Here is a 25,863-nt window from a genome sequence, read left to right as displayed (position 1 = left end):
GTTAATCTTTATTCATCCTACTTTTAAAGAAACGAGGTGTTGACATGAATAATGAATCGAATTTTTTAATGTATCAAACTGAAAATGGAGATACAAAAATCCAGGTACGTTTGGAAGGGGAAACGGTCTGGATGACACAAAAAGCAATGGCGGAGCTTTTTCAAAAAGGTGTCCCAACCATTAACGAGCATATTAAAAATATATATGCTGAGGGTGAGTTAACAGAGGAGGCAACTATTCGGAAAAACCGAATAGTTCAAGTTGAAGGTTCTCGTGAAGTGGAGCGAGAGGTTGCGTTTTACAATCTTGAAATGATTATTGCAGTAGGCTATCGTGTTCGTTCCCATCGTGGTACACAATTCCGTCAATGGGCTACAGAGCGTTTAAATGAATACATGGTAAAAGGATTTACAATGGATGATGAACGCCTAAAGGAAATGCGAAATATCGGTGCGGATTATTTTGATGAATTATTGGAACGCATACGTGATATACGTGCTTCTGAAAGACGTTTCTACCAAAAGATCACAGATATTTATGCAACATCTATTGATTACGATCCAAGTACACCTATTGCAAGAGAATTTTTTGCAACCGTTCAGAATAAGTTACACTTTGCGATTCATGGGCATACCGCTTCCGAACTGATAATGAAGCGGGCAGATGCATCAAAACCCCATATGGGGTTAACAAGTTGGAAAGGCGATAAAGTACGTAAGCAAGATGTCGTAGTAGCAAAAAACTATTTATCACAGGAAGAACTAAGTGATTTAAACCGCATCGTGACAATGTACTTAGATTATGCAGAATCTCAAGCGAAAAAGAAAAAGCCGATGTATATGAAAGACTGGGCAGAAAGATTAGATGCGTTTTTAGAGTTCAATGAGCATGAAATTTTAACGAATGCAGGGAAAATTAGTGCGAAGTTAGCGGAGCAGTTTGCAACAGAGCAATATGAAATTTTTCATCAACAACAGTTAAATGAGCCGAAAAAAAGTGACTTTGATTATTTTCTCGAACAGAATGATAGGTTGAAGAGATTAGATAGTAGAAATAATTAAAATGGACCTTAAATTAGTGAAATGACAGGAGGTGTACCAAATGGGAGATACATTAAACGATTGGAAAATTTTGAAACTGGGAAACATCTTAGATGTAAAACATGGTAAAAATCAAAAGGAAGTAGAGGTTCTTGGTGGGAAGTATCCAATTCTTGGTACAGGAGGGGAGATTGGAAGAACTAATGATTATCTTTATAACAAGCCCTCTGTTCTAATAGGAAGAAAAGGTACAATTGATAAGCCAAAATATATAGATACTCCTTTTTGGACAGTTGATACATTGTTTTACACAAATATAAAAGCAGGGTATGAGCCAAAATGGTTGTACTATAGATTTTGTAAGATTCCTTGGAAGAAATACAATGAAGCTACTGGTGTTCCAAGTTTAAGTGCTTCAACAATAAAAAACATAAAAATTGAAATCCCAACTTTTGATGAACAAAAAAAAATCGCCTCCATCCTTTCCACTTGGGACAAGGCAATTGAGCTAAAAGAAAAGCTAATCGAGCAGAAAAAAGAGCAGAAAAAAGGATTAATGCAGAAGTTATTGACAGGTGAAGTTAGGTTGCCTGGATTTAAGGGGAAGTGGGAGAAAGTATATTTAAAAGATGTGGTAATTGGAAAAGGTAAGTACGGTATAAATGCACCTTCAGTAGAGAAAAGTTCTGAACTACCTACTTATTTAAGAATAACAGATATAAGTGATGAAGGATATGTCCATACAAATGGTTTACAGTCCGTTAATCATCCAAATTCGAACGATTATTTTTTAGAAAAAAATGATATAGTTTTTGCACGTACAGGAGCTTCTACAGGGCGAACTTACTTATATGATAATTCAGATGGCAAGTTAGTATATGCAGGATTTTTGATTAAGTTTAGCATTGATACAAACAAAGCAGTACCAAAGTATATTAAGTTTTGCACACAAACAGAAGAATATCACAATTGGGTTGGAGTAATGAGCATGAGAAGTGGTCAACCTGGTATAAATGCAGAAGAATACGGCCAACTGCCTATTAATCTTCCACCTATTAAAGAGCAGTTGGAAATTTCAAATATACTATCATATTTAGAACGAGAAATATTGTTATTGGAATCAGAAAGAGAAATGATTACTAATCAAAAAAATGGTCTTATGCAACTTCTTCTAACAGGGAAAGTCCGAGTGAAGGTATAATTCCTTTGCTCCGTTTCCTTTATTCTAAACAATGGAGGTGGAGAAATGTCGATTCCGCAAAGTTATGATGAACGTTATAATAGCCAACAGCCTGCAATTGAGGTATTGCAAGGCTTAGGATATCAGTACATAGAGGCTGAACGAGCTGAGGCGATGCGTGAGAATCTCTATAGCGTTTTGCTGAAAACGGTATTGGAAACGAAACTGAAGGAGTTAAACTCCTATCAGTATAAAGATGTCACGTACAAGTTCAGTGAAGCGAATATCCAACAAGCAATGCGAGATTTGGATGAGCCACTTACAAATGGACTTGTAAAGGCAAATGAAAGCATTTATGAAACGTTGATGTTAGGGAGAACTTATACGGAATTACTTCCAGACGGCTCAAAAAAGTCATTTACCATTCAATATATTGATTGGGAGAATGTTGAAAATAATGTGTTTCACATTGTAGAGGAATTTTCTGTAGAACGTGTAGACGGCAGGAGTACAGTTCGCCCAGACATTGTGTTGTTTGTAAATGGCATTCCGTTTGCGATTATTGAGTGTAAAAAGGCTTCGATTTCGATGGAACAAGGAATTAGTCAAATGATTCGAAATCAAAAAAATGACTATGTTCCCCAACTGTTTAAGTTTGTACAGATGGTGATGGCAACAAATAAAAACGAAACAAAATATGCGACATGTGGAACACCGAAGAAGTTCTGGTCAGTGTGGAAAGAAGAGCATGAGGAATGGTTAGATCATTGGTTACATCAAACCGTTGCGAACCGTTTACCAACGGTGCAAGACAAAAACATCATTTCCTTATTCCACCCTGAACGACTGCTTGAATTGACATGTTTCTTTACGCTGTTTGATAAAGATGTAAAAAAGGTGACACGTTATCAGCAATATTTTGCGATAAAAGAGATATTAAAAACTATTCAAGAGCGAGATGAAAATGGGAATCGACAGAGCGGGGTTATCTGGCACACGCAAGGTAGTGGGAAATCGCTCACAATGGTGATGCTTGCTCGTTATATTTTGTCGGAATTAAATGACTACCATCCTAAAATTATTGTCGTAACAGACAGGGTAGAACTGGATAAGCAAATTCACAAAACGTTTAATCACACGAGATTAAAAGCAAGTCGAGCGACATCTGGAAGCCATTTAGTCTCACTGATTAAAGATGGGAATGCTGATATTGTCACGACATTAGTGCATAAATTTGATACAGCATCAACAAAACAACAGCCAATTGAATCGAGAGATATCTTTGTACTTGTCGATGAATCGCACCGCACCCAGTATGGTGAATTGCACATTAAAATGAAAAAAGTGTTCCCAAACGCAAGTTATCTCGGATTCACAGGAACCCCATTGATGAAAAAAGAGAAAAGTACGATGATTAAGTTTGGAAAGCTCATCCATAAGTATACAATTGCAGATGGCGTAAAAGATCGTGCAATCGTTCCGTTGCTTTATGAAGGAAAAATGGTTGATCAAACAGTCAACAAAACAGCGATTGATAACCGACTGTCGATAATCACTCGTCATTTGAATGATAAGCAAAAAGATGAGGTAATGAAGAAATGGAGTCATTTTGAACGAATTGCTTCTTCCGACCAGCGTATTAGTATGATTGCTTTTGATATTAATGAGCATTTTTATCGCAATTACAAGACGCAAGGATCCCAGTTTAAAGCAATGCTTGCGACTAATAGCAAGATGGAAGCGATTCGTTATTTAGAAGCCTTTGAAGAACTGGGTGATTTAAACTGTGCAGTCGTCATTTCTCCACCCGATCAACGAGAAGGTCATGAATCAGTGGATGAGGAATCGAATGATAAAATCCAGCGATTCTGGCAACGAATGATGAATCGGTATGGGACAGCAGAAGACTATGAAGATGCCATTAAAGATGAGTTTATACATGGCGATGATATTGATTTACTTATTGTAGTAGATAAACTACTGACAGGTTTTGATGCTCCAAGGGCTTCGATTTTATATATTGATAAACCAATGAAAGAACATACGCTCTTACAAGCAATCGCCAGGGTAAATAGACTATACGAAGGAAAAGACTACGGACTTATTATTGATTATCGTGGGTTGTTATCAAAATTAGATGAAGCTCTGCAAATGTATTCAGGTGCAGGGTTAGAGAATTTTGATCCGAAAGATCTGCAAGGAGCCATTCATGATGTCATTAGCGTAGTCGGTTCACTTCGTCAGCATCATTCTGACTTACTGCAACTGTTCTCATCAATTAAAAATAAGCAAGATGTCGAAGAGTATGAAGTATTGTTAGAAGATGAAGAGAAGAGAGAATCGTTTTATGATACATTAAGTCAATTCGGTCGCAACCTTGGGATCGCACTGGAATCTGAACGAATCTATAATGCACTACAGCCAGAAGAACTTGCTACGTATAAAAGGGATTTGAAGTTTTTCCAAGAGCTAAGAAAAAGTGTGAAATTACGTTATTCGGATACAATTGACCATAAAGAGTACGAGGCGAAAATGCAAAAGCTCATGGATCAATATATCTCAGCAGAGCAAGTCATTCGTATTACAAATCCTGTCGACATCTTAAACGAAAAGGCTTTTGAAGAAGAATTGGAGCGTTTAGAATCGAAACGGGCAAAGGCGGATGCCATTCGGACACGATTAACGAAAAGTGTCCATGCGAAATGGGATGAAAACCCTGCTTATTATAAGAAGTTTTCTGAGCGGATTCAGGAAGTGATTCAGGAGTATAAGGATAAGCGGATTTCTGAAGCGGAATACTTAAATAAAATGAAAGATATTATGAATGACTATCGGACTGGTGAATCCAAAGAGGACTATCCAAGCGTCATTAAAGAAAATATAGATGCACAAGCTTTTTACGGCGTGACGAAAGGTATATTATCTGAAACAAAGGAAACATCTGCAAGTTACGGAGAGGATCTTCTTGGCGAATTGGCTTTGAAGATGGATGGGATTATTAAACAACATCAAAAGGTAGATTGGCACAATAATCTGCAAATACACAATCGCATCGCACAAGACTTAGATGACCTTTTATACGATTTCTCTAAAGAACAAGGCGTCAAGATGGATTATGATACGATTGATAAGATAATTGAACAAATTAAAACAGTAGCGATCAGACGCTACTAATAATGGTTGTGAACAACATGGAAAGACATCAAATCTACTACAGCAATAAACGAATTGACTTTTTTATCGAACGGAAAAACGTTAAAAATATCAATTTAAACATTAAGCCTGACATGACGATTCAAGTATCAGCGAATGAAAAAGTGCCACTTGACTTTATTTATGATTTTGTGAAAAGCAAAGGGGCATGGATTGTTAAGAACGTAAAAACTTTCGAGGAAGTCATGCCACATAAGCGAAGTGAACGGGAATATGTAAGCGGAGAATCTTTTCGCTATTTAGGAAAGCAATATCGCCTGCGTGTCGAAAAGACGACAGACGAGGAAATGGTCAAGTACTTTCGAGGTTTTATTTACTTATATGTGAAAGACCTGCAAAATTTCCAGCGGAAAGAAAAGCTGATGGCAGACTGGTATCGTGAAAAAGCTCAAATAATATTTCAGCAATCCCTCGATAAAATGAGTGAAAGTATGCAGAAATACGGGGTAGGAAAGCCATCTTTGGACTTTCGAACAATGAAAGCACGTTGGGGTTCAGCGTTAATTGAGAAAAACACTATTCTTCTTAATACGGAGCTGATAAAAGCTCCTAAGCATTGTATTGACTATGTTGTTTTACATGAGCTGATTCATTTTAAATATAACGATCACAGCGATAACTTCTACAACATGCTGTTCACGCTAATGCCTGATTGGCAGAAGCGGAAAGCCATACTCGACGAAGAGATTGTCCAAGAACTTTAACAACACGACTAACTCCAGAATAAAAAGACAAATGGCAGTTTCTAAACTTAATTGTGAGGAAACTGCTTTTTTATGGAGGAAATAATAATGAGTGTAGCGGGTAATTTTGAGAATTTTTGTAAGAACCTAAGAATGTCACCAGATGTAATAGATAACATTAGCTACAGAACCAAGCGTATTACGAAGCAATTGAACATAGATTTTTGGGAATCTACATCTGAAGTCAACCATAGTTTCTATTCGGGGTCGTATGGTAGAGGTACTGATATTTATACAAGTGATATTGATTTACTAATGGTTTTGCCCTACTCCTATTATGAAAAATACAATAGTTATAAGCATAATGGTCAATCGGCCTTATTACAGGCAGTTAAGGAATCAATTGAAAATACCTATAAGTCATATAAAAGAGCTGACGGACAAGTCGTGAAAGTCGACTTTACCGATGGAATATCATATGAAGTTGTTCCATGCTTCTTAAATAATGACAATGAAAGCTTTACTTATCCAGATACTAATGGCGGAGGAAGCTGGAAAACAACTAATCCCAAAGCTGAAATTAAAGCATTTAATGAAATGAATAGAGATTCGAATAAAAATCTAAAAAGATTGTGTCGTATGATGCGAGCCTGGAAGAATAAAAATAACGTTCAAATGAGTGGTTATTTAATAGACACGTTATGTTATAGATTTATGCAGAATTGGTCGCATAAGAAAGAATCATATTTATACTATGATTGGATGGCAAGAGACTTCTTTGGTTTTTTGATAAATCAATCACAAAGTAGTTCTTATTGGTTCGTGCCTGGAAGTAATAGAAAAATTATCTCGACACATAGCTTTGAATATAAAGCTAAACAAGCAAAAAACTTAGCACTAAAAGCTATTCAATATCAATCCGATGGATATGAATATTCATCAAAACAGGAGTGGAGGAATATCTTTGGATCAAAATTCCCCAGTTAATGTAGATCAAAGAAGAAAATTAGATAGCCAAATAAGAGAATCGTATGGAAGGGTTGTATATACTCAAAAGACACATGACATGGATGCAATAATTTTGGAGAAAAGGGAAAAGAGATTAAAAACTACTCAATTAATCTTTTCAACAATAGTTGCAGGTGCATTTTTAATAGTACTATTTGGCAATAACCAATTTGCTACTATAATTGGAACTATCATATCAATGTTTCTATTATTTCTAACGACTTTTATGAGAGAATTTGATTTTGATGGAAATGCTCGAAAGCATCGCAATGTTGCACAAACGTTATGGGTTATTAGAGAAGATTACATTTCATTAATAGCAGATATGGATGGATTAGAAATAGAGGATATTAGAAAGTCACGTGATGAACTACAATTAAGAACTTCAGAAATTTACAGTAATGCTCCAATAACGTCAGCAAAAGCTTATAAAATGGCTCAAAGGGCTTTAAAGGTTAATGAAGAATTAACTTTCTCAGAAGATGAGATTGACCATTTACTCCCAAATGAACTGAGAAAGAAACCGAAAAGAGGGGAAAGAGATCTTTAAATGGATAGGGCAGTTTTTAATAGAAACGAACTGCCCCGTTATCTATTTATTGGTTTGAATATTTATCTGCAAAGTCGAGAAGAAGTTGGGCAATAATATCTTGGATTTTGAGATGCGGAAATTCATTTTCACACGTAGCAATAAAGTTTTGATAGAGGTCATCAGGCATACGGAAGTTTTTACTGGAGATTTTAGAGGTGGAACGGAAAATACGCTTGTCAATGATGAAGTCGCCGTTGTGTTTATATCGTTCTATTAAACTCTTCAAAGGCGAAAAGTTCTTCTTAATATAGTCCATTTCGGAATCGGTTTGGTCAGAAATAGAGGAAACCTGGCTCTCATCACGAACAAATTTGTAATACTGATTTTCCCGTTTAATATAAACATAATCGTCTTCTTGCATTAGTTTTGTAAAGGTGGAATAGTTCATTTCAAGAGCATCCGCAACTTTTTGTAAATCAAAACCATCCCGTTTTAGCAACTCGTTTACGATGGCTACACGATTTTTGCTATTTGTTGTGTGGAATTTGTCTTTGTTCATGGGTACACCTCCTTGCAAATTAATTCTTATATTATAGTGAAGTTTTATAAAAATATAACAGAGATGGTTTCTTATTTGCGGAAAAGTATTATAACTATTAATTGTAAGGGATTGAGTGGAAATGATTAGGAAATTCGTGGAGTTTAGAGTTGAAAATGGAGAAAAAATATTTGATATAAAAGAGACATTGTCAAATCTTGATTTTGAAATTATTAACAAATGTTTTAGTGAGTTAGCTAATTATAATGGCTTGAAAACACTATTTCAAATGTCAATTGATAACTATTCTGATTTGATTAGATTTCTCGAACATGAAGTCGTTGGATTGGAAAATATCAGATACGTAGGCCATCATACTAATAGATTTCTAATAAACTATCTTTCGAGTACAAAAATGTTCATTGAGCATACTGAGAAAAAAATAGATAAAATATACGGTGAAGATTCCGAAGAATTTATACGTTGGAAAAAGGCAACTGCGGAAGAGTATGACAAGCATTTTTCATATAGATTTTTGTATCAGTTACGGAATTATACACAACATTATGGGCTTCCGTTGGGCAGTATATCAAGTAGTTTAGTAGAGACAAATGGAGTAGAGTCACAATTTACTAAGGTTAGTTTTCGAAAAGAGATTCTATTAAATACAAGTTTTAATTGGAAGAAAGTAAAAACAGACATTGAAAATAGGCCCGAGGAGTTTTCTGTGGTTGAAACTGTAAATGAATACAATAGATGCATGTCACGACTTTATCAAGTTGCTTTATTAATTATAGGAGAAAAAGTTATATCTGCAATTCAAGACTATGCGGAACTATTGGCACGATTAAATAATAAAGGAGTACCTCATTATATGGTTTTTAAAGATTACAAGGATCTAAGTAATCCTAAAAAATATGGTAAAGCTAAACGTTTGCCATTTAAAGAGGTTGATGAATGTTTACAGGAAATGTCCAAATATGGAATTTTGAATACTAAATCTGGTTAATTTGATTGCAGTAATAAAAGGGATTTACAATAGTGTAATATCACTTGTGAGGGGTGGACTAAAGGCCGCTTTGGAATAACAATAGCTTCCTATTTTTATTTCTTTAGTTTAAATAATACTAATTAAAAATTAATCTTCATCAAGAGGTTATTGGGTTATTCCTATTGGATAAAAACTGAAGGGGACAGTGAACTTTCTGTCCCCTTTTTGCCTCTTAAATCACCACGGTGAACCGTATCACAAGTAAGTTCGGGTTCTATTGCTAAATAAATTTAAAAGTCCTGTTCAAAAAATATATGGGATTTTTATTTGAAAATTACTGTCAATTTTATATACTATATTCATAAAAGAATGCCCGGATTTGAACGGGAGAGGTTCATAGCTTATACCCTCTATAAAAAACTATGGAAACATGACAATTCGCCATGTCCATATAGGACGTGGCTTTTTTTGTTTAATGCATACGTTTTAATAGAAAGATTGTTAGAGCCTCTCTTGAAAACTTCCGGGGATATTTTCAGGGAGGGAATTTTAAAACATGCCTAATTTTAGAATTGTTGATAAGCTACAAAAAATGGATGAAGACATTCAAAGAAGTCAATTAAAATATCATTCGAAACGTGTTCTTGTAAGCAAAGAGTTTACGTTTGATGCTGCTCATCACTTACATAACTACGAAGGAAAATGCAAAAATTTACATGGCCATACGTATCGTGCTGTTTTAGGATTAAGTGGGTTTACTGACGAACGTGGTCTCATGATTGATTTTGGGGATATTAAGGACATTTGGAAACAAAAAATTGAAATTTATTTAGATCATCACTATTTAAACGAGACATTGCCACCGATGAATACGACTGCAGAGAATATCGTCGTTTGGATCTACGGAATGTTGAAGGAAGCCTTGCTCGATGAACAACGATATCATGGTGCACGTGTGGAATTTATCAGGCTGTATGAAACTCCTACAAGCTATGCTGAGGCAAGAAGGGAGTGGATGGAGTTTGAGTAAATTACCTATTATAGAGATTTTTGGTCCCACGATTCAAGGTGAAGGGATGGTAGTTGGCCAGAAGACGATGTTTGTACGCACTGCTGGCTGTGATTATTCTTGTTCTTGGTGCGATTCAGCATTTACATGGGATGGCACTGGCAAGCATCTTATCGTTCAAATGACAGCGCAAGAAGTTTGGGCTGAGTTGAAACGCCTTGGAGGAAATGGGTTTTCATTCGTCACCATTTCAGGAGGAAATCCTGCGCTTCTTCGTAATTTGGATGCCCTTGTTGCCCTTTTAAAAGAGAATAATATAAAGATTGGCGTGGAGACACAGGGAAGTAAATGGCAAGATTGGTTGTATGATATCGATGAACTAACCATTTCACCAAAGCCTCCTAGTTCTAAAATGATGACAGATTTCTCTATGCTCTCTACTATTTTAGAGAGACTAAGAGGTAGAAATAGCAATCAACATATATCACTTAAAGTCGTTATATTTAACCAAGAGGATTATGATTATGCTAAAGAAGTTCATCGCCGATATCCGACCATTCCTTTTTATCTTCAGGTTGGAAATGATGACATCACCTCGTTAGACAATACGCGATTAGTTAGCCATTTATTAGAGAAATATCAAATGTTAATTAATCAAGTGATGATGGATGAAGAATTAAAGAACGTAAAAGTACTACCGCAGCTACATACACTCATCTGGGGAAATAAAAGAGGTGTGTAGCGCTCTTCTTTAAAACCAAATGTAATGGAAATATAACAGCACTCTTTAATGATGAAGAGGTGCTGTTTTTTTGAATTTATAAATGGAACTTTAATTGTATGGATGGTTGTTAATATTCATGTAACCAATTAGGTATTCTATTTTTATCGCTATTTTCTACTAGATAGAAACACTCCAAAAGTTACTATGAAATAATATACAGAATTGTTAAACTATTAATAACATCATGATTTGGCTTCAATTTAATCCTATAGGGAGGGAGAAAAATGGAGCGTAAAATGAATTTGATTCCATATCAAGTAGTAGAACAGTTTAACGAAAACGAATTGACGCAGGATTCGAAAATTAGCAACAAAGAAATGTTGGCACAAGAACTGGACATAGCAAAGGCAGTCTATTTAGAGTATAGCAATAACCAGACTTATTATGAGGAAGATAGGGATAAGGAGATTAAACAAACGTACTATAAAAATATCTCATTTGATAGAAAGAATATTCATGAATTACTAGAAAAAACACATCAAAATAAGTTAGGTTACTCCCCCCATCGTTATGTCTATCCATGGGTAGACCTTCAAGAGAATGGGAAACTTAAAAGCGTATATTCGGGGGAAGAGATGGATCCGCTCACTGTTATAGAGGCGGATATACGTATTTTAGAAGCTACAGGTGGGACTATTACTCATTTATCCGATGAGGTGACATTAAATTGTGAACATGTAGTACCTCAATCTTGGTTTGATAAGGGTCAGCCAATGAGAGGGGATTTGCATCATTTATTTGCTTGTGATCCCACATGTAACAGCCGTCGTGGGAACAGCCCTTATTATGATTTTCCAGACTATGTTCCAGAAGGGCATATATTAGGTATTGAGGAAGGCTGCGGGAAGGCAGATGAAGGGAAATTCGAACCTGAATATGGAAAGGGAATTGTTGCAAGGGCTACCTTCTATTTTTTGGCTCGTTACCCTGGAACGATTAACAATCATTTGGTGAATCTGAAGGTTTTACTTGAGTGGCATCAAAAATTTCCAGTGTCTTTATATGAAAAACACCGAAACCTTGCTATTTATGATTTACAAGGAAACCGGAATCCATTTATTGATTTTCCAGAGTTCGCAGAAACATGGATATATGAAAAAAAGGCTCTATAATATTTGTTGGGGTTTGAAAAAATTTCATAAATAAAAAAGCACGTAATCACCGATTTCTATATACTTGAATTGTCGAGAAACAAGCAATGAAAGGTGATACGTGCAAATGAATTTTAACATGAATATTCCAGGATTAAAAGGTGTAACTGTTCATAAGGTGGAGGAGATGGGGGAACGTATTGTTCTACACGTTTCCATACCAAAAAAAGAACATCAATGTCCAGCATGCAAGAATATAACATCAAAAGTCCATGATTATCGAATTCAAAAAATTAATCATTTAAAATGGTTTGAACGATTAACCGTCCTTTTTTATAAACGTCGTCGTTATGTATGCCAATGTGGGAAACGTTTTTCAGAAAAATCCCCTTTCGTGGATAAATATCAACGTTTCTCGAAAGAATGGAATCAAGTTGTACGAATCCGTTCAATAAAGGCAAAAACATTTAAAGAAGCAGCTGAAGTACTTGGTACATCAAGCTCAACAGTGATTCGTCGCTTTAAAGAAGTAGTAAAGGAACAATTAAATGAAGGGGTTCATTTACCAAAATGTATCGCGATTGATGAATATAAAGCAGATACCGATGCGGGAACTTATCAATTAATTATTGCCAATGCGGAAACACATGAACCAATTGATATTTTACCAAATCGTAGAAAAGAAACCATTAAGGATTACTTGATGAAATACGGTGCAGATGTAGAAATTGTGGTTATGGACATGAATCCAAGCTTTAAAGCAGCAGTTAGGAAGGCGTTAAATCGCCCGATTATTATTGCGGATCGCTTTCATTATTGTCGTTATATTTACTGGGCACTAGATGAAGTACGTCGAAATGTTCAAAAAGAATGGCATGCATATGATCGAAAGAAATGTAAGAAAATGCGTCATGTACTATATAAACGATTTGATAAGTTAACAGAAACGAATCGTTGGTACTTAAATCGTTACATAGGAATGTCGAAGGAACTAAAGCAAGCCTATGAATTAAAAGAAGCTTACTGCGAATGGTTTGATTGGGCAAAAACTTCAAATGATTTGATAGAAATAAAAAAAAGATTAGAAGCCTTTTACCGAAAGGTAGAAAAAGCAAATATTCCGGCATTTTTAAAGGCCATTCAAACGCTAAAAAATTGGCAAGTTGAAATTTTAAATAGTTTAAGTTTTGGATATTCAAATGGTTTTTTAGAAGGAATTAATAATAAATCAAAAGTTTTGAAGCGTAATGCTTATGGTTTTAGAAGCTATGAACACTTTAAAGCGAAAATTTTATTAAATAATTTATCTAAGAAAATTGGGATTCATTTAGGATAATCGGGGTGCCGTGTAATATCACTTCACCCCAACATTTGACATAGAACCGAAAAAAAGAATTAAATATATTTACTATAAAAACAGCACATAATCGTGCTGTTTTTATACTTGTAGAAATGAAAAGCAGTAGCTTAGAGAAGTTCAGTAGATATTTTTTACAAGATGAATAATTGCTTTTTTCTAGTAGAATAAAGAGGGACATTATGAAGGAGGAAAAGTAATGATAACAAATATCGCAACTGTTGCAGTATATGTGGATGACCAAGAAAGAGCAAAGGAATTTTGGACGAAAAAGGTAGGGTTTGAAGTCGTTGCAGAACATCCAATGGGACCTAAAGCATCGTGGCTTGAAGTGGCTCCACCTAACACAAAAAGTCGCCTCGTTCTTTATCCTAAGTCCATGATGAAAGGATATGAAAATAAACAAGCATCAATTGTATTTGATTGCGACAATGTTAAGGATACGTATGAAAAAATGAAGGCAAATGGCGTTGAATTTAAGGACGAGTTAAATGAAATGCAATGGGGAAGTTATGCACTTTTCGTTGATGAGGACGGGAATGAATTTCTTATTAAGGGATAGTGATGGAAGTATAAGATTTTAAAACTAAATTTATATTAAAGGAGGCCGTTTATTAGACGGTCTCTTTTTTGTTTTCGTGTACACACATCTAGCAAAATTCTTTGGTTGTGTTGAACACAAGGTATTCTTGGTCAGGGGTAATCTTAGCTTAGGTACAAAAAAAGGTTTCACAACTTGAAAAAAATGATTACTATATGAAGGGTTGGATTTGGACACACAAAAAACATACTTATAGCTTAAGTTATTAATAAACTCTCGTATGAAATAAAGGGGTATAACATGAGAAAACGCGGTATCACGGTTAAATTATTCGCTGTAACAGCTTTATTCTTTATGGTGTTTTATGCCATGATTATGATATTTCAGCTATTATTCTTTGACCGTTTTTATCAACATTATAAAACGAAAGAAGTAGCAAAGCACATCCATCAGTTAGCAGAAGGGTATGAGAAAAATTCCTGGAGCGAAGATGAATTGACAAAACAAACACTTTCTTACATGAGAGAGACTAAAAGTCCGTTAACGATTGTGGACGCGGATGGTTATCAATTGGTCCAGGATCCCTTTAACATCATGCTGGAAAAAGAAGATGGCAATGTTGTAGAAGTATCGCTTTCCCTACTCGTCATCAATTACGGAAAACAGATACGTGCATTGAATATTACAAAGGGAGATACATTGATAGTACAAGGAGAGCCAGATGCTATGGTTCCTTCGGTCATTTACCCCTCTGTTATTACGAAGGATACGTCTAGCATAGGTGAAGCTTCGGGCGAGAATGAAGTGACAATCGAAGGAAAAGTAAAAAGCACTTCTCTACCAAAGAATGGGGTGACGAATAGGGGACTAGGACTTCTCTATGATGCACTGCTAGAATGGTTCCCCCTTGACGAAGCTCAAATAAAACAGCTTTCTAATGGAGAAAGTATGCAGCGTGACTGGGTAGAGCCATGGAGTGGAAAACATAATTTAGTTTTAATTGAACCATTTAAGAAAGACGGAGAAATTCAATATATGTTCTCTGTTACATCTCTTCAGGAAATTAAAGATACTAATGAAGCGCTACGAATATTTTATATCTATATCGGAATAGCAGGCATCTTTCTTATTCTGTTACTGTCAATATTCTACTCCCGTCTTGTTAGTAGACCATTGATTAAGCTAAATGAAATGGCAAAAAAAATGGTGCATTTAGACTTCTCATCGGCGAAGCCGATTAAGCAGAAGGATGAGCTAGGAAGCCTTTCAAACAATATGCTTATAATGGCGCAAAATTTGAATGTTGCATTAAATGATTTGAAACAAGCCAATGGAAAGCTAAAAGAGGACATGGAAAAACGTGAGCAGATGGAAAAAGAGCAGCGAGAGTTTTTCGAGTATGCATCACATGAATTGAAAACACCGCTTAGCATTGTCAAAAGCTTCGCTGAAGGGCTTCAGGATGGTGTCAGTCCGGATAAGCAAGACCATTATATAGAAGTAATCATTGAGGAAGCAGACAAGATGGAAGTGCTGATTAAAGATATGCTCGATTTAGCTAAGTTGGAGAACGGTGCAATTAAACTAAGAAAAGTATCTTTTCTACTCAGTGAAATGATTGAGGGTTTGGCAGATAAATTATTCTGTATAGCGAAAGAGAAAAATGTCTCCATTGAAATAATGCCGAAGAATGAGCAGCCTATTTTGGCGGATTATGAGTGGATGGAACGAGTAATGAAAAATTTCCTTATCAATGCGGTTCGGCACAGTGAGCCTAATTCTGTTATTGCGATTCGCATCGAATTGGATCAGGAAAAAGGTGACAGTGTATTTATAATCGAAAACAAAGGCATGCAAATACCAGAAGAGCAGTTGGATAAGATTTGGAAACGTTTCTATCGGACTGAATCATCACGAAGCAGAATGACCGGCGGTACCGGATTGGGATTGGCAATTGTCCAGCAAATTCTTGATTTGCATGGATTCCATTACGGAGCGGAAAATATGCCGGATGGCGTACGGTTCTATTTTCGTTTCAAATAATAGGATTAAATGCCTAAAAGGACACATGAAAGACATATAACCTTGTTAATATATAGAAATTGGAAGGAAGATTCACGATGGGGAAGAAAGTATTGCTTGTCGAGGATGAAGTGAGAATTCGAGAAGTTGTAGCCGATTATTTCAAAAAGGACGGCTGGGAAGTGTATGAGACGGATAATGGGAGCAGTGCAATTGACTGGTTTGACGCCATTTTTCCGGATTTAGTCATTCTCGATATTATGATGCCACAAATGGATGGATTCGCTGTCACTAAGCAGATTCGAATGGGGTCTGGTGTACCAATTATTCTGCTGACAGCAAAATCTAGTGACGATGATAAAATTCATGGGTTTGAACTGGGAGCCGATGATTATGTTACTAAACCATTCAGTCCAAAAGTATTAGTTGCCCGTGCTAATTCTTTAATGAAACGAGCAACGGAACATTACTTGCCGACCGGTCATATCATCAGCTTCGGTGAAGCAATCGTTAATACGAAGTCCCATCAGCTTCAGCTTGATGGTCAACAAGTAGAATTGACGCCAAAGGAATATGAATTGCTGGTATTCCTGCTTCAGCATAAAAATAACGTCCTATCACGTGAAACTATTTTAAATCACGTATGGGGTTTGGACTTCGATGGTGATATTCGAGTTGTAGATACACATATTAAAAAGCTGAGAGCTAAATTAGGCTGTGAATCGCATCATATCCGGACTGTGATTGGAACCGGCTATAAATTTGAATAAAGGAAGAGAGAAGATGAATAAGATCAAACAGATATATACGAACACTGGTGTCCGTTTTGCATTGCATACGTTTTTTTATTTAGCAATTCTTGTTACCTTGTTCTTGATGTACGGCTTCCATACGGCAAATACAGGCAACTATATTTATAACGATTTTTAAATGGAGAAGATAATACAATGAAACTTTTAACTCGTATTGCACAGCATGCGGCCAGAAACCCGGAACGGACAGCATTTCGTACAGAGGACCATGTTCTGAATTATAGACTGCTTTGGGATAGATCCAGCAGACTAGCAAGTTTAATACATACTATGCAGCTCGAGCGGCAGAAACCAGTTGTTGTATATGGTCATATGGGTATTGATATGCCTGTATCGTTCCTCGCCTGTGTACAGGCTGGCCATCCTTATATACCCGTAGATACATCCATTCCAATGGAACGGGTACGTCTAATCGTAGAAAAATCTAGTGCAGGATTGGTTATTAATACAACAGATAATAAACTAGATTTTGATAATGTTACTGTTTTACATATGTCGGGACTTGATTTGGAACAACAAGAGCTTATTAGTAATGAGCACTGGGTCAAGCCTGATGAAGTCTTTTATATCATTTATACATCCGGCAGTACTGGAAATCCAAAGGGTGTTCAAATAACTGCAGCAAATTTGCAATCTTTTACAGATTGGATGACAGGTGACTTTCCATTAGGTCAAGGAAAGGTTTTCTTAAATCAAGCACCTTTTTCATTTGATTTGTCTGTAATGGACTTTTATCCAGCGCTGCAGAGCGGGGGTTCCATTCATGCTTTGGAGAAAGAAGTAATCAATAAACCGAAGCTTTTGTTTGAAAACTTGAGTCGTTCTGCTTTGCAAATATGGACATCGACGCCATCCTTCGTGCAAATGTGTTTTCCAAATCCGGACTTTAATCAAAAGATGCTTCCTGAGCTTGAGATATTCCTTTTCTGTGGAGAAGTATTGCCGCTAGCTGTAGCGAAAGAACTGAAAGAACGCTTCCCAAGAGCGAGGATTTTTAATACTTATGGGCCTACAGAAGCAACTGTTGCTGTGACGTCTGTTGAAATTACGGAAGAATGGCTTGCAAAAGAGAAAGCACTGCCGGTTGGTTATCCAAAACCCGATATGCGGATTGCTGTTGTGGACGAATTAGGAAATCCACTTCCTGAAGGTGAAAAGGGAGAGCTAATCCTTGCGGGGCCAAGTGTGTCAAAAGGTTATTTTGGTGAGCCACTACTTACAGAAAAAGCATTCGGTATTATGGATGGATTGCACGCCTATCGCACTGGAGACGTCGGCTTTATTCAAGACGGGTTGGTGTACTGCCAAGGTAGACTGGATTATCAAATCAAGCTGCATGGCTATCGAATGGAGCTGGAAGAAATTGAGTTCCACCTTAATCAATCAGATTATATTCAAGCTGCCATTATTATCCCTTATGCACCAAACGGGGAAATTGAATATTTAATTGCGGCAGTGGTACCAGCGGATCATGACTTTGAGAAGGAGTATATGTTAACAGCTGCTATTCGAAAAGATCTTGCTATGCGATTGCCAGCATATATGATCCCTCGTAAGTTTATGTATTATGCTGCTCTTCCTATGACGAACAATGGAAAAGCAGATCGTAAGAAAATGAAGGAAGAGGTATTTGTATGACTCCGTATAGCTCTTTCCTCTTCTTTATCATTTTAGGTATCTTACTGCTGCCGACGATGATTCTCGGCACAATGGGCAAGCGCTTCCGGTATTACAATGTGTTTGTCTCCATTGTTGTATTGGCTATTATATTTTCAGAAGGGGGCTCAGGCTTTTTCTCGTTACTAGCCTTCACCATCCTTCAGCTAATACTAATTAAAGGCTATATTTCTTATCGACAGACAAAAAATAGCAGCCTCGTATTTTATATAGTAAGTTTACTGTCGATCCTGCCTTTGGTTTTATCCAAAGTGTTGCCGATTTTGGCAGTGGATAACTGGGCGAGCTTTTTAGGTATATCCTACCTGACATTCCGAGCTGTTCAAATCATTATTGAAACAAGAGATGGATTAATAAAAGAGCAGCTCTCGATTTTCCAGCTTGTTCATTTTATGTTGTTTTACCCAACAATTTCATCAGGTCCGATTGATCGCTTCCGTCGATTCCAGAAGGATGAAGAAAAACAATGGACACCTGAGGAATACAAAGAACTGCTTTATAAAGGAATCAACAAGATTTTCCTAGGTTTTTTGTATAAATTTATAATCGGCTATAGTATCAATTCATACTTCATTATGAATCTAGAGCATATAGCAGATGGTAAATTTAGCTATCATTTATTGTATATGTACAGCTATAGCTTGTACCTATTCTTCGATTTTGCCGGCTATACGGCGTTTGCTGTCGGAGTTAGTTATATCATGGGAATTCGGTCACCGGAGAACTTTAATAAGCCATTTTTAAGTCGCAACATTAAGGATTTCTGGAACCGATGGCATATGTCACTATCGTTCTGGTTCCGTGATTATGTGTTCATGCGCTTCGTCTTTCTAATGAAGAAGAAAAAATGGATAAAGAATAAAATGCTCGTTTCGAATCTAGGTTATATCCTGCTGTTCTTGCTCATGGGTGTATGGCATGGATTAGCCATTCAGTACATTATTTATGGAGCATATCATGCTTTAATGATGACTGGATTTAATTTCTTTGAAACCTGGAATAAAAAACATAAACGTTGGCCAACAGGAAGAGCCATGACAATAGTATCTATTGTGATTACTTTTCATGTCGTTTGTTTCGGTTTTTATCTGTTTTCTGGCAGACCATTTCAATAAAAGGAGAATCTACATATGAATTTTAAAGAGAAAGTACTACAAGTGATTGCAGAAGTTTGTGAAGATGATGTTGTGAAAGAAGATCATGATTTGGATATATTCGAAGCAGGACTGATTGATTCATTTGCGACAGTAGAATTACTTGTTCAATTCCAAGAGCAACTTAATATCAATGTACCAATTACGGAGTTCGATCGAGATACATGGAATACGCCAAATGCTATCGTTGATCGTTTAAATGAGTTGAAATAATGAAGAAGAGGTACTTGTTTGGACCAATCATTCTTGCATTGGTCCTGTTTGCCGGGGTCGTATTTGTACCCGTATCATGGCTGGTTAACATCATTCCAGCAGATCGTTTGGAGGAATCGGCTATTAGTTTGGAGCCAAATATGTTCCAAGGGACATATTTACAAAGTGAAATGCTTAAAAATTCAAAGTATGTTCCAATTTATGGTTCTTCTGAAATGTCGCGTTGGGATCCGTTCCATCCATCGAATTATTTTGAAACGAATGAAGCTGCATTTACACCTTATTTAATAGGGAAAGGCGGAATGACCTCAATTATCCATGATTTAAACTTTGCAACGCATGCGGATCAATTGGAGAACAAGCAGATGGTCATCATCGTATCGCCGCAATGGTTTGTAAAGCATGGTACAGATGAACAGCATTTTGCACCAAACTATTCTTCCCTGCAAGCGTACCAGCTTCCTTTCAATAAGGATGTGGACGAGCAGGTAAAACGAAAGTTAATGGAACGCCTAATGACGTATAATGCAATTAAGAACGACCCGATACTTTATAAACTTTATGATGCTTACTTAAATGATAAAAAAGCAATGTTTAATACTTTATCAGTTCCTGCAAAGGCTTATATATCCATGCTTGAGAAAAAGGATTTGTATTTCACTCTTATGAAAGATAAACCGACTAATCGCCATCAGTCAGATCAAGTAAAGGACAAAACATGGGAAGAACTGAGGGCACTAGCCGATGCTTATGGCGAGAAACGGACACAACATTCCGAATTTTTTATTGATGACAAAGTGTATAATCATAAGAAGCACTACATTAAGAGCATGGAAGGAAAGAACAAAGATCATTCCTATGCAGAATCACTTGAGTACGATGATTTCCAGTTAATGCTTGATATTCTTAAAGAAGCTGGTGCTAAACCGCTCTTTGTGATTATCCCTGTAAATGGAGCGTATTATGATTACACAGGCTTCCCTCAAAAAGGACGGCAAGACTACTACAATCGTATAAAACAGCAGATTAGTGAGAGCGGATTTACTTACGCTGATTATTCCGACCATGAATACGATCCTTATTTTATGCGTGATACGATTCATATAGGTTGGAAAGGCTGGGTTTATTTAGATGAGGATATGCAGAAATTCCTCGAAGAAAACTAGGATGAATTCGTTAGATTGTTTGTCTATACAATGAATATTGTTTCAATAGCATAATTTTTTCTAATTAAAAAATGCGCTCGGTATTTTAAACCGGGCGCATCTTTTTTAATGAAAAATTGAATTAAAAATCGAAATTATCAGGGTCTGGACCTACTCGTAAATTTTGATTTAAGCTATTAATAAGCTCCATATCCTCATTTGTAAGTTCAAAATCGAAAATGTTAGCATTTTCCACAATTCGGTGCTCTTTTGTGGATTTTGGAATTGTCACAACTCCATTTTGTAAGTCCCATCTTAAGATGACTTGTGGCACAGTTTTATTATATTTATTCGCTATATCTTTTAAAACTGGTTGATCTAATAATTGACCTTGCATTAATGGAGACCATGCTTCTAATTGAATGCCATTGTCTTGGCAGAACGTTTTAACTTCCAGTTGTGTTAAACGTGGGTGATATTCCACTTGGTTAATCATTGGTTTAATTTCTGCATCTTTTAGTAAATCTTCAAGGTGATGCACTTGGAAGTTACTAACGCCGATTGCTCTTACTTTTCCTTCTTTATAAAGAGTTTCCAACGCTCTCCAAGCATCTTTGTATTTACCTTCTACTGGCCAATGAATTAAGTATAAATCTAAATAATCAAGACCCAGCTTGTTTAAACTTGTTTCATAAGCTGCAAGGGTAGATTCGTATCCTAAATCAGAGTTCCATACTTTAGAAGTAATAAATAAGTCTTCTCTAGAGATACCTGCTTCTTCTATTCCTTCACGGATTGCTTGTCCTACTCCCGCTTCATTTTGATAAATTGCAGCAGTATCAATGCTGCGATAACCGTGTTTTATAGCGTATTTAACGGCATTTACTAATTCAGGTCCTTCTTCTACTTTAAAAACGCCAAGTCCAAACCAAGGCATTTTAACCCCGTTATGCAATGTTGTTGTGTCTTGTAAATTTTTTACCATGATATATACCTCCATTTTTTTATTTTCAATGAAACATGTAATAAAATTGAATTACATATCACCTCCTTATTTTACTTTAAAGTGCTACCTTAATTACAGCCAGGAGTCTTTTTTTCAAGTGAACGGCTATATCCTGTTAACATTACAGCTGCTAAAACCATAAGAGCTCCTATCCAAGTCGTATGAATGATTCCTATAGAGTTCGTCACAAGGCCTCCTAAGAAGGAACCAAGTGCGATTCCGGCATTAAATGCAGCAATATTAATAGCTGATGCTACATCTACTGCTGAAGGAACATATCGTTCTGCCAGCATGACGACATATACTTGTAATCCGGGTACATTCATAAAAGCCATTAGTCCCATAAGGAAAATTGTAATTAATCCAACTACTTTATAAGGGATTGTAAAATACAAAATGAATAGAATAATGGACTGGATTATAAACATGTAAAATAATGCTTTAATAGGATTTTGGTTCGACAGTTTTCCTCCAACCATATTCCCAATCGCAATGGCTATACCATAAATAAGTAAAATAACGGCAACGGTATCTTCTTTTAACCCAGTGACATTTTGTAATAATGGAGCTAAATAAGTAAAGACTACAAAAGTTCCTCCATAACCTAAAGCAGTAATAATAAAGATGAGTAATAAACGACCATTTGTAATTAATTTCAATTGGTCTTTCATTTTAGTAAGCTTCCCTTTTCGTAAATCAGATGGCACGAGAATACTATTCGCGATAAGGGCAATGACTCCAATTGCTACAATAACGAGAAAGGCGATTCTCCAACCCATTTGTTGGCCGATAAATGTCCCAAAAGGAACTCCTGTAACAGTTGCTACTGTCAGTCCGGTAAACATAATGGAAATGGCACTAGCTCTTTTATTTTCTGGTACTAAATCAGCTGCTATTGTTGAGCCGATAGACATGAAAACTCCATGGGAAAAGGCAGAAATCACTCGAGCTGTTAGTAATACCCCGATGTTAGTCGCAACTGCTGCGATACTATTCCCTAAAATAAATATAATCATAATCCAAATTAATAAAGTTTTACGGGGCACTCTAGAAGTAACCGAAGTTAAAATAGGTGCTCCAAATGTTACTCCTAATGCGTATAAAGAAACAGTTAAACCCGCTGTAGTAACAGATATATTTAAATCCTCAGCAATTAAAGGCAATAACCCGACACTAATAAACTCTGTAGTGCCTATGGCGAATGCACTTACTGCAAGGGCTAATAAGGCGAAAGTACTTCGCTTATTATCTATAGACGACATATTTTTTCCTCCCAATTATTTTAATAAAACGGTTGCCCGATTCACTTAGCGCTGAAGTGAATATGTTCTTTTCAACCCGCAGATGCTATTATGGGATAAAAAGATTTAAAAGAGAAGTACGTACTTTAAAGTGATATAGGAACAAAAAAGTACTATAGGTACTTTAAAGTACCTATAAGGAGGATTTCGTATGCAACAAAAGAAGTACAATATATCTGTAGAAGCTACTTTAGAAGTGATTGGTGGGAAGTGGAAATGCGTTATTTTATGTCATTTAACCCACGGAAAGAAACGTACAAATGAATTAAAACGTCTCATGCCGAACATAACACAAAAGATGTTAACACAACAATTGCGGGAATTAGAAGAAGATGGTGTTATTAATCGAATCGTATATAATCAAGTACCACCAAAAGTAGAATATGAATTAAGTGAGTATGGGTGGAGTTTAAAGGGAATTTTGGATGCCCTTTGTTCTTGGGGAGAAAATCATATAACAAAAATATATGGTGATAAATTTGCTGTTCTAGAAGAGAATGTTTTAAATGAACATTTAAAGTAGTGCGCGGCAATTTAATATAATTTAGCAGGCTAAATCGATAAGGATTTAGCCTATTTTTTTACTTTTATTCCCTTTTTTAATATAAACTTGAACTTAATAACTTTTTATACATAGTTAATGGATTTTCATGCTGTTCTTTTAAACTTTTAAATAATTGTTGAGAATAAATTTGGCTTTGAACGATGTTTTAAATGTAGGGCCTTATAGTTTAAGAAGGGGTGTTTGTATGAAAGTGACAAGTGAAAACTTTATAAAACATCTAAAGAAAAAGCGCGAAGAAGCACTAGATTATGTAATAGACAATTATATAGGAATCGTAAAAGCGGTTATCTATAACACTTTAAAATCCTATAACGATCCTCAAATAATCGAAGAATGTACAAGCGATACGTTTTTAGGGGCCTTTGAGAATGCGAAACAATTTAAGGGGAATGAGGAGGATTTTAGAAAATGGATTTGTACTATCGCTAAATATAAAGCGATTGATAAACAAAGAAAGTTATATAAAGTGCCGCGATTATACGAGATAGATGAAACAATCGATTCCGTAAAATCAGCAGAAGAAGAATTTTTAATGAAAACATCTTCTGAGGAATTACTAAAAATGATTAGTAAGTTAGATCAGTTAGACCAAGATATTTTAACGATGAAATATTTTCTAAATATGAAGAACGAAGAAATAGCCCAACATCATGGTTTGTCAAAAGCTGCTATAGATAATCGTTTATATCGTGGGAAAAAACGATTACAACAGATTTATTTAAGGGGGATTTTGACATGAAAAAGCTTTATAAGCAATTGAATCGTTTAAATTTCGAAATAGATGTTGAGCCGATGGAAGTGAGTGAATTGGAAAAAGAGAGAATTAAACGGAGTGTTTTGAAAGTAAAAAGAAAAAAGCATTTAACAAGAAATTTTGTCGCTGCAGCTACCTTTTTAATTGCTTCAAGTATTACAATTGGCTTTTCATTTCCTACTTTTGCATCAAACATTCCAATCGTCGGGAACGTTTTTGAGCTGTTTTATGATGACGAGGAATATATATTCGAAAAGTATGATGAATTTTCTTCAAAATTAGGCATTACTCAAGAAAGTAATGGAGTAGAAGTTACATTAACAGATGCAGTTTATGATGGAGAAAATATTACGGTAGCATACACGCTAAAGAGTAATCAAAATTTAGGGGAAAGGCCTGTTTTATTTGGGGATTTTATCGCTGAAGAGTTTAAAAATGCGCATAAATATGGCGGGTTCTCAGAAAATTATATAGTTGAAAAAGTAAATGATCATGAGTATGCGGTTTTATTTATTTACGAATTGATTCATGGACCAAGACCAGAGGAAGTGCATATAACTCTTCAATCAGATGAAATTGTTGATTTAAGTAATACAAGTCAATCAGTGAAAGGTAACTGGTCTTTCCATTTTAAGTTAAATACTCTTGAAAGGGAGACTTTCAATCTTGCAAAAGAGCATTTAAAAACAGAAGCTGAAGGTATAGAGGTTTCAGTGACAAAGCTGACGGAAACATCGGTTTCAACCACACTTTATTTTGCTGAAAAAGTTGATGAAGAATTGTTTACTAAAGAGAGGGAAGAATGGCGTAGTGTATCTATCGACTATGTGATATCCGATGATTTGGGACGTAATTATAACTTTGTGCATTATAGAGGTGGTGGTCATAATACTGACTTTGATTCTTTATGGAGCAAATCGCGTATTACAACGAATGTCTTTGATGAACAAGCTACTTCCATAACAATTACGCCAATAGTCCATGTGAATAAAAAAGCGGGCAATGGCGGCAAATTAGAACGTATAGGAGAACCATTTAAGATGGAACCTATTACGGTACCTTTAAAATAGTATTTACAAAATTAATAGCCAAACTCAACAATTAGTCGATACTAATTGTTGAGTTTTTATTTTTGATCTTAAGGATAGTTGTTTTTATTTTGAAAAAAATACCAATATTCGTTTCGTCTACAAAAATGTTTTCAAGTTTACAAATAGTAAACTATTTGTATGCAATTATGTATACAT

The 25,863-nt window shown here is 35.8% G+C and carries 25 protein-coding genes and 1 riboswitch; of the genes, 22 read left to right on the top strand and 3 right to left on the bottom strand.

The window, feature by feature from the left end:
- The first annotated feature begins 44 nt into the window (after window positions 1-44).
- The 6 genes from MHH69_RS18400 (at window position 45) to MHH69_RS18375 (ending at window position 7,674) form a co-directional block, all read left to right on the top strand.
- Window positions 45-1,061, top strand: a complete 1,017-nt coding sequence (locus tag MHH69_RS18400; RefSeq protein WP_341362896.1) for a virulence RhuM family protein — start codon at window positions 45-47, stop codon at window positions 1,059-1,061.
- A gap of 40 nt (window positions 1,062-1,101) precedes the next feature.
- Entirely contained in the window at window positions 1,102-2,241 is a 1,140-nt protein-coding gene (locus MHH69_RS18395; RefSeq protein WP_341362895.1) for a restriction endonuclease subunit S, read from the top strand.
- A 45-nt stretch (window positions 2,242-2,286) separates the two neighbouring features.
- Complete coding sequence (locus MHH69_RS18390) at window positions 2,287-5,394, top strand: type I restriction endonuclease subunit R (RefSeq protein ID WP_341362894.1); 3,108 nt, start codon at window positions 2,287-2,289, stop codon at window positions 5,392-5,394.
- 17 nt (window positions 5,395-5,411) lie between these two features.
- Window positions 5,412-6,137 (top strand): YgjP family zinc-dependent metalloprotease, encoded by a 726-nt coding sequence (locus tag MHH69_RS18385; RefSeq protein WP_239429115.1) that lies wholly within the window; start codon window positions 5,412-5,414, stop codon window positions 6,135-6,137.
- An 87-nt stretch (window positions 6,138-6,224) separates the two neighbouring features.
- Window positions 6,225-7,103 carry an SMODS domain-containing nucleotidyltransferase gene (locus tag MHH69_RS18380; protein WP_341362893.1) on the top strand — a complete coding sequence of 293 codons (879 nt, stop codon included), beginning with the start codon at window positions 6,225-6,227 and terminating at the stop codon, window positions 7,101-7,103.
- A complete protein-coding gene (locus MHH69_RS18375) occupies window positions 7,081-7,674 on the top strand; it encodes an SLATT domain-containing protein (protein WP_341362892.1) in 594 nt (197 codons plus the stop codon). The genes MHH69_RS18380 and MHH69_RS18375 overlap by 23 nt, the downstream gene beginning before the upstream one ends.
- Before the next feature lie 46 nt (window positions 7,675-7,720).
- Here the strand turns inward: MHH69_RS18375 and MHH69_RS18370 are convergent, their stop codons facing one another.
- A complete protein-coding gene (locus MHH69_RS18370) occupies window positions 7,721-8,215 on the bottom strand; it encodes a hypothetical protein (protein ID WP_341362891.1) in 495 nt (164 codons plus the stop codon).
- A gap of 136 nt (window positions 8,216-8,351) precedes the next feature.
- On the opposite strand from MHH69_RS18370, the gene MHH69_RS18365 reads away from it, so the two are divergent.
- From MHH69_RS18365 to dltD, 13 genes are all read left to right on the top strand, one after another.
- Window positions 8,352-9,203, top strand: coding sequence for a hypothetical protein (locus MHH69_RS18365; RefSeq protein WP_341362890.1), 852 nt, complete (start codon window positions 8,352-8,354; stop codon window positions 9,201-9,203).
- A 365-nt stretch (window positions 9,204-9,568) separates the two neighbouring features.
- Window positions 9,569-9,615, top strand: a riboswitch (PreQ1 riboswitch).
- A 126-nt stretch (window positions 9,616-9,741) separates the two neighbouring features.
- Window positions 9,742-10,215, top strand: coding sequence for a 6-carboxytetrahydropterin synthase QueD (gene queD / locus MHH69_RS18360; RefSeq protein ID WP_341362889.1), 474 nt, complete (start codon window positions 9,742-9,744; stop codon window positions 10,213-10,215).
- Entirely contained in the window at window positions 10,208-10,936 is a 729-nt protein-coding gene (queE, locus tag MHH69_RS18355; RefSeq protein WP_341362888.1) for a 7-carboxy-7-deazaguanine synthase QueE, read from the top strand. The genes queD and queE overlap by 8 nt, the downstream gene beginning before the upstream one ends.
- A gap of 359 nt (window positions 10,937-11,295) precedes the next feature.
- Window positions 11,296-12,090, top strand: a complete 795-nt coding sequence (locus MHH69_RS18350; RefSeq protein ID WP_341362997.1) for an endonuclease I family protein — start codon at window positions 11,296-11,298, stop codon at window positions 12,088-12,090.
- A gap of 100 nt (window positions 12,091-12,190) precedes the next feature.
- Complete coding sequence (locus tag MHH69_RS18345; RefSeq protein WP_136292374.1) at window positions 12,191-13,405, top strand: ISL3 family transposase; 1,215 nt, start codon at window positions 12,191-12,193, stop codon at window positions 13,403-13,405.
- 220 nt (window positions 13,406-13,625) lie between these two features.
- Window positions 13,626-13,988, top strand: coding sequence for a VOC family protein (locus MHH69_RS18340; RefSeq protein ID WP_341362887.1), 363 nt, complete (start codon window positions 13,626-13,628; stop codon window positions 13,986-13,988).
- A gap of 279 nt (window positions 13,989-14,267) precedes the next feature.
- Entirely contained in the window at window positions 14,268-16,010 is a 1,743-nt protein-coding gene (locus MHH69_RS18335; RefSeq protein ID WP_122972080.1) for a sensor histidine kinase, read from the top strand.
- Window positions 16,011-16,087: 77 nt separating this feature from the next.
- The gene (locus MHH69_RS18330) at window positions 16,088-16,759 is read left to right on the top strand and encodes a response regulator transcription factor (RefSeq protein ID WP_122972081.1); all 672 of its coding nucleotides are present in this window, start codon (window positions 16,088-16,090) and stop codon (window positions 16,757-16,759) included.
- A gap of 13 nt (window positions 16,760-16,772) precedes the next feature.
- Window positions 16,773-16,919, top strand: a complete 147-nt coding sequence (locus MHH69_RS18325; protein WP_122972082.1) for a teichoic acid D-Ala incorporation-associated protein DltX — start codon at window positions 16,773-16,775, stop codon at window positions 16,917-16,919.
- 17 nt (window positions 16,920-16,936) lie between these two features.
- A complete protein-coding gene (gene dltA, locus MHH69_RS18320; protein ID WP_341362886.1) occupies window positions 16,937-18,439 on the top strand; it encodes a D-alanine--poly(phosphoribitol) ligase subunit DltA in 1,503 nt (500 codons plus the stop codon).
- On the top strand, window positions 18,436-19,593 hold the full coding sequence (gene dltB, locus MHH69_RS18315; protein ID WP_122972084.1) for a D-alanyl-lipoteichoic acid biosynthesis protein DltB: 1,158 nt from the start codon (window positions 18,436-18,438) through the stop codon (window positions 19,591-19,593). The genes dltA and dltB overlap by 4 nt, the downstream gene beginning before the upstream one ends.
- 15 nt (window positions 19,594-19,608) lie before the next feature.
- On the top strand, window positions 19,609-19,845 hold the full coding sequence (dltC, locus tag MHH69_RS18310; protein WP_122972085.1) for a D-alanine--poly(phosphoribitol) ligase subunit DltC: 237 nt from the start codon (window positions 19,609-19,611) through the stop codon (window positions 19,843-19,845).
- Complete coding sequence (gene dltD, locus MHH69_RS18305) at window positions 19,845-21,011, top strand: D-alanyl-lipoteichoic acid biosynthesis protein DltD (RefSeq protein ID WP_341362885.1); 1,167 nt, start codon at window positions 19,845-19,847, stop codon at window positions 21,009-21,011. The genes dltC and dltD overlap by 1 nt, the downstream gene beginning before the upstream one ends.
- Before the next feature lie 121 nt (window positions 21,012-21,132).
- On the opposite strand, the gene MHH69_RS18300 is transcribed toward dltD, so the two are convergent.
- Window positions 21,133-21,975 carry an aldo/keto reductase gene (locus MHH69_RS18300; RefSeq protein WP_122972087.1) on the bottom strand — a complete coding sequence of 281 codons (843 nt, stop codon included), beginning with the start codon at window positions 21,973-21,975 and terminating at the stop codon, window positions 21,133-21,135.
- 89 nt (window positions 21,976-22,064) lie between these two features.
- Entirely contained in the window at window positions 22,065-23,258 is a 1,194-nt protein-coding gene (locus tag MHH69_RS18295) for an MFS transporter (protein ID WP_122972088.1), read from the bottom strand.
- A gap of 190 nt (window positions 23,259-23,448) precedes the next feature.
- Here MHH69_RS18295 and MHH69_RS18290 point away from each other — a divergent pair, with 190 nt between their 5' ends.
- The 3 genes from MHH69_RS18290 (at window position 23,449) to MHH69_RS18280 (ending at window position 25,686) form a co-directional block, all read left to right on the top strand.
- Window positions 23,449-23,820, top strand: a complete 372-nt coding sequence (locus MHH69_RS18290; RefSeq protein ID WP_122972089.1) for a winged helix-turn-helix transcriptional regulator — start codon at window positions 23,449-23,451, stop codon at window positions 23,818-23,820.
- A gap of 226 nt (window positions 23,821-24,046) precedes the next feature.
- Window positions 24,047-24,601, top strand: a complete 555-nt coding sequence (locus tag MHH69_RS18285) for a sigma-70 family RNA polymerase sigma factor (RefSeq protein WP_122972090.1) — start codon at window positions 24,047-24,049, stop codon at window positions 24,599-24,601.
- On the top strand, window positions 24,598-25,686 hold the full coding sequence (locus MHH69_RS18280) for a DUF4179 domain-containing protein (RefSeq protein WP_341362884.1): 1,089 nt from the start codon (window positions 24,598-24,600) through the stop codon (window positions 25,684-25,686). Before MHH69_RS18285 ends, MHH69_RS18280 begins: the two co-directional genes overlap by 4 nt.
- Window positions 25,687-25,863: the final 177 nt, after the last annotated feature.

The organism is Ureibacillus sp. FSL E2-3493, from assembly GCF_038077515.1.
GTDB classification, from domain to species: Bacteria; Bacillota; Bacilli; order Bacillales_A; family Planococcaceae; genus Ureibacillus; species Ureibacillus halotolerans.
Note: the sequence above shows the minus strand (reverse complement) of the source record. Positions and strands in the feature narration are given on the sequence as shown.